Source organism: Bradyrhizobium sp. URHD0069 (assembly GCF_000701345.1).
Taxonomy (GTDB): domain Bacteria; phylum Pseudomonadota; class Alphaproteobacteria; order Rhizobiales; family Xanthobacteraceae; genus Bradyrhizobium.
Genome location: NZ_JNIJ01000032.1, coordinates 17,629 through 28,873 on the forward strand (window position 1 = coordinate 17,629; position 11,245 = coordinate 28,873).

An 11,245-nucleotide genomic window follows, 5' to 3' on the forward strand; every position below is an offset into this window, starting at 1 on the left:
CATACGATGGTACTTAAGCTTGGGAGCGGGCCCAAGTCAAAGGGCGGAGGCGGTGGTGTTGTCGCAGATCGGATGCAGCAGAACGTCGCATACACAGAAATCATACAGGAATTCAGCCGGCTACCCGGCTGCAGAGCAGCGTCATGAAACCGGTGACCAGAACGGCAGCGCGTTGCGGCGGATTTTTGGCGCTGGTGTTGCCGCCCAGCCTCATGTTGTGGGCGGCCGCAGCCACTCCTGCGGATGCGGCGGGATGTTCCTTCGCATCGCAGGGTGAAGGCCGCGTTGCCGCAATCATCGACGCGCGAACATTTCGCCTGCAGGACGGCCGCGAGGTCCGCCTCGCCGGCATCGAGCCGGTGGTTGCCGAAAACGCCAATCGCACATCGGCACTGTCGGCGATCATTGCAGGGCGCGACGTGGCATTGCGCGGCGAAGACGACACGCCCGATCGTTACGGCCGTCAGCCCGCTTTCGTGTTTCTCGGCGCGCCCGAAACGCTGGTTCAGGCCTTGCTGCTGGCGCAGGGCGACGCGCTCGTCTCCACCTCCGTGACGAACAAAGATTGTGTCCGGATCCTGACAGACGCCGAGGCAGAGGCGCGCCAGGCAAAACGCGGAACCTGGGCGGATCCCGCCGCCATAAAAAACGCGGAAAGTTCTGGCGATATTTTGGCCGAGACTGGGCGCTTTACGATTGTCGAAGGCAAAGTTTTGTCTGTGCGGCAGGCTGGGGCGACGACTTACCTGAATTTCGGGCGGAACTGGACACGAGGCTTTGCCGTGACTATTTCGAGACGCATGATCCCGGCGTTCGAGGCCGCCGGAATTTTGCTCAAATCTTTCGAAAATCGACGTATTCGCGTCCGCGGCTGGGTCGAGGCGCGGGGCGGCCCGCGAATCGAGGTACTCCGGGTGGGGCAGATTGAGCTGCTCGCCGGGAATTAGCCCGCTGAACAAATTAGAATTGGCTCGCTCAACGAATTATAAGAGTGCCGATGGTGGCGAAGTTTGTGGGACGGCGCGAGAGAAGGATGAGCCGCCGCCTTTGGGCTGCGTCCAGCTTGCTGTGCGCGGCCTTTGCCCTCGCCTCTTGCGGCGATATGGGCCGGTTCCAGACCGCTTCCCCGGCCGCAATCGCCGCCAAACCGGCGCGCGCGGTTGCGCCGTCACCTGCCGCCGAACGCGAGCATGAGCGAATTCTCTCCTCCTATGGCGGAGCCTACGATGATCCGAAGCTCGAGGCGCTGATCAGCAAGACGGTCAATCGATTGGTCGCAGCTTCCGATCGTCCCGATCAGGCCTACAAAGTGACGATCCTCAATTCCGGCGCGGTGAACGCGTTCGCGCTTCCCACCGGCCAGCTTTACGTGACGCGCGGCCTGATCGCGCTGGCCAGCGATACGTCGGAACTATCCTCGGTGCTGTCGCACGAGATGGCGCATGTGCTGGCAAAGCATGCATCGATCCGCGAGGACCAGGCGCGGCAGGCCACCATCGTCACCCGGGTCGTGACCGACATGAGCAACGATCCGGACCTGACCGCGCTTGCGCTCGCAAAAACCAAGCTGACGATGGCAAGCTTCTCGCGCGCGCAGGAGTTCGAGGCCGACGGTATCGGAGTCGGCATTTCGGCGCGCGCCCATTTCGATCCTTACGGCGCCGCGCGTTTCCTGACATCGATGGAACGCAATGCCGCGCTGAAGGCCAGCAAGCTCGATCCGCGCGCGCAGGACTTTCTGTCGTCGCACCCGGCAACCCCCGAGCGGGTGCAGAACGCGCAGAACAACGCCAGGCAGTACACCTCGCCGGAGGGAGGCGAACGCGATCGCGAAACCTATCTCGCCGCGATCGACAACATCGTCTACGGCGAGGATCCGAGCGAAGGATTCGTTCGCGGCCGCCGCTTCCTGCATCCCAAGCTCGGCTTCACCTTCGCCGCCCCGGAAACCTTCACGCTGGACAATACCGCTCAGGCCGTGATCGGCGTACGCGACGGCGGCGCGCAAGCGATGCGGTTCGATGTCGTGCGGGTTCCGTCGGAGCAGACGCTCGGTGAATATCTCAATTCCGGCTGGATGGAAGGCGTCGACAAGGCTTCCACCGAAGATCTGGCGATCAACGGTTTTCCGGCGGCGTCCGCGACCGCCCACGGCGATCAGTGGCAATTCAGGGTCTATGCGCTGCGTTTCGGCAGCGACGTCTACCGCTTCATCTTCGCCGCCAGACAGAAGACCACCGAGAGCGATCGCAACGCGCGCGAAACCGTGAATTCGTTTCGCCGGTTGACGCTCGAGGAAACTCAGGCGGCTCGGCCGCTGCGCATCAAGGTCATCACCGTGCAACCCGGCGACACCGTGGAATCGCTGTCACACCGCATGTCCGGCGTCGACCGCCCGGCGGAGCGCTTTCGCATCCTGAACGGCCTCGATGCCCATGCGCAGGTGAAAGCGCGCGACCGCGTGAAGATCGTGGTGGATTGACGCGAACCGTCATCAAGCGAAGTGCGTCGGTAGAGGAAGTGCGCCGGTAGAGAGTGGTCGATCAGCCCACCGTCGTCGTCCCGGCGAACGCCGGGACTCAACACCCGGCGTTCATGGTTGCAGAAGGTCTCTAGTCTAGCATAAAGATTGGGCCTGGACGGGCCTCCTTCCAAAGGGTGTTTATTACGCTTCCAAAAAGCGCGAGCGCGTAGAGCTTGATCTGCAAGAGCCAGTCTTTCGCTGGTCAGGGTGGCGGCGTCCGATTAGCTACCGGGACAGTTTAAAAACCTGAACAGTTTGCTGACGCCCGCGGACTTGGACTGTCCCTATCGAAACAAGATCCGTCTCATCTAGATTCATCGCCTCGTAAGTATCGCCGCAGATAAGGCAAGATGTCCCGAGCTCCTTGTTCATCCGCTCAAGCCGCTGTGATAAATTCACAGTATCACTATAAAGGGTATAGGTCTGTCGCTCTGCAGCGCCAACATTGCCGGCCGCGACCTGGCCCGTGGCGATTCCAACACGCAAAGATAGGCGATGGCCTTCGAACTCACGTGACGCGACCAAGTTGAGCAGCATGCGGGCTGTTTGAACCGCTTTTGCAGAGTAGTCTTCCGAGGGAAGGGGCGCGTTGAATGCCGCAATGATGGCATCTCCAACGTAATTGATGACGACGCCCCCGTTGCCATCAATGATGCGCGAAGCCTCGCCGAAAAAGCTGTTCAAGAGTTTGACGACCTGTTCGGGCGTCAGCGTCTCGGACAGGCGGGTGAAACCTTCGATGTCGGCAAAAATTATACTCGCCTCACGTGTCTGCGGGTTCACTTGGCCTGCAATGATAAGTTGCTCGATAATCTGGGCGGGCACAAAGCGGCCGAACAGATTCCTGAGCCGAATCCGCTGAATCTCCGCTATCGCATTGTCACGCACGACGTTACGAAAACGGTATACCGCCAGAGCTACGATGCCGCTAACTAAGGCAATATTTACCCCCTCGTTGATCCGAACAGAGACGCCGAGGAAGTCCGGATTCAGCACGGTGCCAAGGAAGGCGTCCCGGGAAGGAGCAATAGGAAGGTCACCAAAGGTGAAAATGTGATCCATGCCGGCGGCGATCCAAAATGTCGCAGCAGCAAGTCCAACGACGCCACAAAGTCCTGTCCAGAGGACTAGGAACGGCGATAGCGCCAGAGTGGAAATGGCCAGGATGACAAAAAAATACTCGCCGCGACTAGTCGAGAACACCAGATTCTGAGGGACATTACCGCCGCTGCTGATAGGGACCAGCGCCAAAATCGCGCTAAGCGCAGCCATATCAAAGCTGAAGAAGGCATAGCGACTGACGCGTTCGTACCGGGTACCAACTAATCCCAGAGGAGCCAAACCAACCGCGATCGCAGCTAGGATTATCGCCGCAATATAGATGTTGTTTGGGTGCTGGTATCCCAGAGGGTGGATAACGCCAATCGGGATCAGAGCAACCGTTCGGCCAAGGACGGCCAGACGGAAGCCCTTTCGTTCTGCGCTGGCAAAAGTCGCCTCGACTTCGGCCAAGTTATGAGCGCGCGATGCAGTTTCGCCGATCACGCATTTCCCTGTCTGCCCGAGCGGGATTGAAGCATGAGCTAGTGGCTCAGCATATTTTCTATCCGGATGGGGAGCGTTCTGATTCGCTTGCCCGTTGCATGATACACAGCATTCGCGATCGCAGGCGCGATGCCAACAATAGCGATTTCGCCGAGTCCCTTTACCCCCAGGGGATTGACGTGGGGATCATTCTCCTCGACGAACGATACATCAATGTTCGAGATATCGAGATTAACCGGGACTACGTAGTCGGCCATATGCGCGTTGACGATACGTCCGTCGCGGGGGTCTAAAGCCGTGCTCTCCATGAGCGCCATGCCAATTCCGCCCACAATGCCGCCGATGCATTGGCTGCGTGCCAGGAACGGATTGATAATCCGACCCGCTCCATATACCCCAACAGTTCGACGTACTCTGATCGTGCCGACGTCTGGGTCGACCGCGACTTCAATAAATGCTGCGCCGAAGGCATGCATCGAGTATCGCTTCGGCAATTCAGGATCGTGATCGGAAGAACCCTGTGCTTCAATCGGCTTCCCCGCTCTGTTTCCAATCTCTCGATAAGAGATGCCTGATCCAGCATTCTCGCGGCGGTACACCCGATCCTGCTTCCACTCAAGCTGTTCAACCGAGGCTTTGAAGACTGGCGATTGGGGGGCGGCGACCGCGGCTCCTTCAGCAAGCCGGCGGAGTTCTATGCATGCCGCCCGAACAGCCGACCCGACCGAGGCCATGGTCATCGAACCACCATGAGGTGGCGTTGCTGGATAGACTGAATAGCCAAGGCGAAATCGAACTTGATCCATGGGTAGACCGAGGGTTTCGGCTGCGACCTGCGTCATGGACGTGTAGGTGCCAGGACCCATATCGCTTGCTGCAGCTTCAACTTCCACAATTCCGCTCGGCAACAACCGAGCTAGCGCGTTGGCCGGCGCGTAGAATACTGGATAGGTGGCGGACGCGACTCCATAGCCTATGAGTAGTCTACCGTCTCGCATCGAGCGCGGTTTGGGATCGCGCCGCGCCCACCCAAACCGTTCAGCACCTTCCGTATAGCAGTGCATCAACGAACGGCTTGAAAATGGCTTCTGCGTTTCCTCGTCAACCGTAGGCTCGTTCCTCCGGCGTAGCTCAATTGGATCGATGCCCAACTTATAAGAAAGCTCGTCCAGCGCGCATTCGAGCGCAAACATATTGGTCGCCTCCCCTGGACCTCTCATGTATGTCGGGGTGCTGGTATCGAGAGGCGAGAGTCGGTAGCGGGTGCTCACGTTCGGACAGGAGACCATATAGTTAGTAGCTGAAGTAACTGCCTCCACGAACTGCTCATAGCGGCTCGTTTCGCCGTTTGCTTCCTGGATCAGGCTTACCAGCTTGCCATCTGAGGTGGCGCCCAACGCGACACGCTGCAATGTTCGGGGTCGATGGCCCGTCGTGAAAAACATCTGTTTACGTGACAGAACGAGCTTTACGGGGCGCCCTACATGCCGAGCGGCTATCGCGGCCAAGGTGACGTGTGGCCAGGTTCTAAGACTGGTCCCGAATGCACCTCCTATAAAGGGACAAACGACCTGAACCTGCTGTACAGGGATGCCAAAGATCGCGGCAATCTCAGCTTGCTCGTTCACGACGAACTGGCTCTTGCTCCAAAGCGTCAGCCGATTGCCGTTCCATGCAGCGATCGTTGCGTGAGGCTCCATCGGATTGTGATTTTCGCGAGCCGTGTCATAGCGTTCATCGATTTTAACTGGCGCGCTTGCAACTGCGGCATCAGCGTTGCCGCGTGATCGGTCTGCATGAACGCGACCACGAGGGTCCGGGGTAACTTGCTGCGCCTTCGGATCCTTTGGATCAATCACTGGTTGCTGCCGGGAGTAGCTAACCTTGAGCTCCGCAGCGGCTCTTTCAGCGATGTCCAAAGACTCAGCGACAACGACGGCGATTGGCTGTCCAAAGAAACGGACCTGATTGTCTTGCAGAACATGCAGCCTCTCACCAACAGCGGGATCAATAGAGCCCTTGTGAGTGCCGTAGGCTAACTTTGGTGCATTGAGGTGACTGATCACCGCAACGACACCAGGCATGCGGCTCACCGAAGCGACGTCGATTGCGGTAACACGCCCGAGGCCGACGGTCGCCCCAACTATGACTGCGTACAATTGGTTCTTCTGATTGAAGTCAGCGGCGTACCGCGCGGCTCCAGTAACTTTTGCTCGTCCATCGACGCGGAGAACTGGATTTCCAATCATACCGGTAGTCACGAAAGCCCTCCGGCCATTTCGAGAGCGCGAACGATTGTTCGAGGGAGGAGGTCTACCTTGTAGTGATTGTGTTCTAGCGGACGTGTCCCTCTCAGCGACAACTGCGCGGCTTGCTCGATTGATTCACGATCCAGCTTCTTCCCGATAAGCGCGGCTTCGCAGGATTGCAACCGCCAAGGCTTGGTCCCGACCCCTCCCACGGCTATTCGAACATGCTTGAGCAATCCGTTTTCCTGCGTGAGTGCAACAGCCGCAGAAACCAAGGCAAATTCATAGGAAGCTCGATCGCGAACCTTGAGATACCTTGCATTCTGACCGCGCGGACCGATGGGGACTCGAATGTCCATGATCAGTTCACTCGGAAGAATCGTATGCTCCAAATGGGGCGTATCATTTGGCAAGCGAAACAGTTGTTCCACAGGGAAGGTTCGTTCACTCTTCGGGCCTCGGACTCGCATCGTTGCCTCAAGTGCAACCAGCGCTACCGCCACATCCGACGGGTGTGTTGCTACGCAATAGTCACTGGTGCCCAGAATCGCGCTGCCGGCATTCAAGCCATGAAGAGCTGAGCAGCCCGAGTTGGGCGTGCGCTTGTTGCATGGAGCGTCAAGCATACGGAAATACGGACAGCGCGCGCGTTGAAGTAGGTTTCCGCCCATTGATGCCAAATTGCGGATCTGCGGCGACGCGCCTTCGATCAAGCTTTCTGCAATGAGCGGGTGATGCCGTCGTACATCGGCATTGGCCGCGACTTCAGACATCCGGGCAAGAGCGCCGATGACCAACTCCTGCCCTTCGACGCGAATGCCTTCTAACGGCAGCGAGTTGATATCAATCAGTCGGGCAGGACGTTCGACCTCGTCGCGCATCAGATCAACAAGCGTCGTTCCCCCGGCAATAAAACGCCCGCCAGAGGCCGCGACGGCTATGGCGGCTTCGATGCTATTTGCTCGCTCGAGCGAAAACGGGAGCATGTTCAGGTCCTCCGCGCTGCGTCAGCGACAGCAGCGACGATGCCCGGGTAGGCCCCGCAACGGCAAATGTTGCCACTCATCCAGTACTGGATTTCCTGCGGTGAGGAGGCGTGCCCTTCGGAGATGCAGCCGAGTCCGGACATGATCTGTCCCGATGTGCAAAAGCCGCACTGCAGACCGTCATGTTCAATAAAGGCGCGCTGCAAGGGGTGCAGCTCGCCGTCTTTTTCGAGCCCTTCAATCGTTTCTATGCGGGCTCCACTATACATGGAGGCGAGTGTCAAACAGGCAAGGATCCGCTTGCCATTGACCAGAATTGTGCAGGCACCGCATGCACCTTGGTTACAGCCTTTCTTCGTGCCGGTGAGGTCCAGCCTTTCCCGAAGGACGTCTAGCAGCGATTGCCTTGGATCCAGGCTGAGCTCTCTTGGCTCGCCATTGATGATGAAGCTAACGACATCCGACGCAGGTGCCGGGACTGCCGCCGGCTTACTTGATTGTGCCATCGCCAAAGGCACACTCGCCAATGACGCTGTTACGCCCGCCAAATGTATCATTCCCCTGCGTGACAAAGCTGTCGATGATTCAAGAGGTCGCGGGGGGGTGTTGTGACCCGTCTGGCGGATCTTGGTCTGCCACTTCAGCCTCCTCTAATGTCTCTAATGTCGTTCGTTTGCATACCTGACACGCTGGTACCGCTGTTTTTCGTTGACGTTTTTTTTCTGGCCGGGCAAAGCTTGCATGTGCTCTGCTGGAAATTCAAATCAGTAGTTTACGCACCCGTATTACTAGCCCTTATAGAGTGCTCATGAATGTCCACCAGGTAGCGTGCTCATGCAGATTCGTCAGGTCGAAGCATTTCGGGCAATCATGAAATCCGGCTCGGCGTCTAGCGCGGCTGGAATCCTGGGAGTCACGCAGCCTGCTGTCAGTCGGTTAATTTCGGAGCTGGAGAAAACGATCGGATTTTCGCTATTCGATCGAAGTCGTGGACGATTGGACCCCACGCCAGAATGCCGCATCTTTTACGCTGACGTTGAGCGCACATTTGTCGGTCTGGAAGTATTGAAGCACTCTGCTTCTCAGATCCGTGAACGCGGAGCAGGAATCGTCCGAATCGCAAATATGCCAGGCATCGGGTTACCGATAGTGTCGCGAGCGGTCACCGCCTTCCGCCGGATACATCCCGATGTTTCCGTCGCTGCGCAGTTGATGTCGACCGCGGAGGTCTGGACGGCTGTGGCAACCCGCCAAGTCGACATTGGCGTGGCACCAAAGGAAATAGATTTTTCTGGGATCGAGTATCAGCCTTTTTCAGGCGACGCTGCTATGTGTGCCATGTCACCGCAACATAAGCTGGCAACGAAGGACATCATTACTCCGGCTGACCTTCATAACGTGGAGTATATTGCCCATACACCGGCCGCCAAGATGCGGCGTGCTGTCGCAGATCTTATGGAAGGGGGCGGGTACAAATTTAACGTTGTCGCTGAAACTCCAATGTGCATGACCCTTTTATCTATGGTTAGCGCAGGCGTTGGAGTCGGCCTTGTAAACCCAATGTGCATTGAAGGCTTGGGGAGCATCGATTTGGTGCTTCGCCCGTTTAAGCCGGTCATTCCGTGTGACTTTTTCCTTGGTTTTCGTACCGATATCCGCCAATCGCGATTTGTGCGCTCAATGGCAAATTGCCTGCTGGACGCTAGGCCAAGAACTAACGCAACCTACTTGGCCTCTCGAGAGTCCGCAGCCGCTGGCTAGTCTAGCTCCAGCGGCCTCCCGAGAGTACACGGCGTATGGTTCCCGGCTCGGCGTTCGCGGGGCCTGTCATCGGGCGGCGCTTTGCGCCGACCCGTTGGCTCACTTGGCCGGGACGACGTGTTGATAAATCACGCAAATAAAAAGCCCGGTCGTTCGGACCGGGCTTTGATTGATTGGCGATCTTGCGAGGCTGTTTACGCGGCCTCATCCGCGACGGCGGCATCGTCGCCATCGGCGTCTGCATCGGCAGCATCACCATCGGCCTCGACGGCCTCGGCCTTGGCGCCGCGGCGCGGGCTCTTGGCGAGCTGGCCTTCGACTTCCTTGACCGCCTCGGTTTCGGTCACATGCTGCACGACGGCGATTTCCCGCGACAGGCGATCGAGCGCCGCCTCGTAGAGCTGACGTTCGCTGTAGGACTGTTCGGGCTGCGATTCCGAGCGATAGAGATCGCGCACCACTTCGGCGATCGCGACAATGTCTCCGGAATTGATCTTGGCTTCATATTCCTGGGCCCGGCGCGACCACATCGTGCGCTTGACGCGGGCGCGGCCTTTCAGGGTCTCCAGCGCGCGCTTGACCAAAGCGGGCTCCGACAGCTTGCGCATGCCGACATTGGCGACCTTGGCGGTCGGCACCCGCAGCGTCATCTTGTCTTTCATGAAGCTGATCACGAACAATTCAAGCTTGGCGCCGGCGATCTCCTGGTCCTCGATGGCCAGAATCTGGCCAACGCCGTGCGCGGGATAAACCACGAATTCGTTGGTCTTGAAGCCTTGGCGCTGGGTCAAAACCTTCTTCGGCTCCTCGACGCGCGGCGCAGCCGCCACCGGCTTTGCGGCGGGCTTGTGCGCGGCCGGCTTGACGGCCGCCTTGGCGATGGTTTTTGCGGCAATTTTGGAGGAAGCAACCTTCGAAACAGGGGCCTTTGCAGCGGGGGCCTTCGAAGCGGGGGCTTTCGAAGCAGTCGCTTTCACGGCAGTTTTTGCAGTCTTGTTTGGCATTGCGCTTCTTTTGTTTTTTGAGGATTTTGCAGCCGAGGCCTTGGTGGCGGCCCGGGTATCCTTTAGAGAACTCCGGGCACGGCTCTTGGTCGCGCTGCGGCGGGCCGCGGCGGCTTTCTTGGACGTCTTGGAAGCACTCTTTTTACGCGTTTTCTGTGACACAGCCTGCGCGCGGAAACTGCCACGCCCCTGTTCGATGTTTTCACGGGAACCCATAGGGGCCATAAGCGGGCTGACGGGTTCGGCTAATAATGTGCCTAATATAGCACATTTTCCGCAAAAATCAATGATTTACGCCCGTTCTGGACGCTCTAGGGGCCGTTTCGGCGATATCAGCGCGATTAGGGTTAAGTTGTAGCCAGTATTCGGTTAGTCGCCGGTGCCGGGTGCCGGGGAAAAATATTTCTCGAACTTGCCTTCCATGCCCTCGAAATCTTTCGCGTCGGGCGGAGATTCCTTTTTCTGGGTGATGTTGGGCCAACTCTTGGCGTATTCGGTATTTACCTCCAGCCACTTTTCCAGACCGGGCTCGGTGTCCGGCTTGATGGCGTCGGCGGGACACTCCGGTTCGCACACGCCGCAGTCGATGCATTCGTCCGGATGGATGACCAGCATGTTGTCACCCTCGTAGAAACAGTCCACAGGGCAAACTTCAACGCAGTCGGTATATTTGCATTTGATGCAGGCTTCAGTGACGACGTAAGTCATCCAGGGCTCCGGAACGGATCAATTTTGTGTGGCTGGCGTAGCGCAGGAACTCCGCAGCCGCAAGGGAAGCTGCGGGCTTCGACGCGGCGTTTTCAGCATTCCTGCAATTCGCCTGAAAGCAAATAGTTACTCTTGCCGGTTCTGCAAATCGTCATTCTGCAAATCGTCATAGAGCACGCGCGCCGCCGAGGCGTCCCCTCGCCGCTGCGCGAACCCGACCACCTTGAGGACGCGCACGGTGCGGTCGAGCCCGATCGTCAGCACGTCGCCGGCCTTCACGGTGTGGCCGGGCGTCATCTCGCGCACGCCATTGATACGGACATGTCCGGCCTCGACCAGCGCGGCGGCGCTGGTGCGGGCCTTGACCACCCGCGCGTGCCACAACCATTTATCGAGACGCTGGCGCTCCAAGCCACACCACTACAAACCAATCGGTATTTTGCTCGTTCTCTTGACGCGAACCGGCAC

General features: G+C 58.4%; 10 protein-coding genes. 3 read left to right on the forward strand and 7 right to left on the reverse strand.

Annotated features, from left to right (window positions below; genetic code table 11):
- Positions 1–212 precede the first annotated feature (212 nt).
- The gene (locus N554_RS0119770) at positions 213–947 is read left to right on the forward strand and encodes a thermonuclease family protein (protein WP_029585053.1); all 735 of its coding nucleotides are present in this window, start codon (positions 213–215) and stop codon (positions 945–947) included.
- 86 nt (positions 948–1,033) lie between these two features.
- Positions 1,034–2,482 carry a M48 family metalloprotease gene (locus N554_RS0119775; protein WP_029585054.1) on the forward strand — a complete coding sequence of 483 codons (1,449 nt, stop codon included), beginning with the start codon at positions 1,034–1,036 and terminating at the stop codon, positions 2,480–2,482.
- Between the two features lie 267 nt (positions 2,483–2,749).
- Here N554_RS0119775 and N554_RS0119780 read toward each other — a convergent pair whose 3' ends face one another.
- From N554_RS0119780 to N554_RS36130, 4 genes are read right to left on the reverse strand one after another with little or no spacing between them, the layout of a single operon-like run.
- Positions 2,750–4,069, reverse strand: a complete 1,320-nt coding sequence (locus N554_RS0119780; RefSeq protein WP_245283656.1) for an adenylate/guanylate cyclase domain-containing protein — start codon at positions 4,067–4,069, stop codon at positions 2,750–2,752.
- A gap of 38 nt (positions 4,070–4,107) precedes the next feature.
- Entirely contained in the window at positions 4,108–6,318 is a 2,211-nt protein-coding gene (locus N554_RS0119785; RefSeq protein WP_029585056.1) for a xanthine dehydrogenase family protein molybdopterin-binding subunit, read from the reverse strand.
- 8 nt (positions 6,319–6,326) lie between these two features.
- Positions 6,327–7,304, reverse strand: coding sequence for an FAD binding domain-containing protein (locus N554_RS0119790; protein WP_029585057.1), 978 nt, complete (start codon positions 7,302–7,304; stop codon positions 6,327–6,329).
- Between the two features lie 2 nt (positions 7,305–7,306).
- Positions 7,307–7,861, reverse strand: a complete 555-nt coding sequence (locus N554_RS36130) for a (2Fe-2S)-binding protein (protein WP_051677592.1) — start codon at positions 7,859–7,861, stop codon at positions 7,307–7,309.
- A 277-nt stretch (positions 7,862–8,138) separates the two neighbouring features.
- Between N554_RS36130 and N554_RS0119800 the strand changes: the two genes are divergently transcribed.
- A complete protein-coding gene (locus N554_RS0119800) occupies positions 8,139–9,065 on the forward strand; it encodes a LysR family transcriptional regulator (protein WP_051677593.1) in 927 nt (308 codons plus the stop codon).
- Between the two features lie 194 nt (positions 9,066–9,259).
- Here N554_RS0119800 and N554_RS38520 read toward each other — a convergent pair whose 3' ends face one another.
- The 3 genes from N554_RS38520 to N554_RS0119815 all read right to left on the reverse strand — a co-directional run bounded on the left by N554_RS38520 (position 9,260) and on the right by N554_RS0119815 (position 11,188).
- A complete protein-coding gene (locus N554_RS38520) occupies positions 9,260–10,285 on the reverse strand; it encodes a CarD family transcriptional regulator (RefSeq protein ID WP_081851330.1) in 1,026 nt (341 codons plus the stop codon).
- 153 nt (positions 10,286–10,438) lie between these two features.
- Positions 10,439–10,777, reverse strand: coding sequence for a ferredoxin FdxA (fdxA, locus tag N554_RS0119810; protein WP_029585061.1), 339 nt, complete (start codon positions 10,775–10,777; stop codon positions 10,439–10,441).
- A 126-nt stretch (positions 10,778–10,903) separates the two neighbouring features.
- Positions 10,904–11,188: an RNA-binding S4 domain-containing protein gene (locus tag N554_RS0119815; protein ID WP_029585062.1), complete on the reverse strand. Its 285-nt coding sequence runs from the start codon at positions 11,186–11,188 to the stop codon at positions 10,904–10,906.
- Positions 11,189–11,245 lie beyond the last annotated feature (57 nt).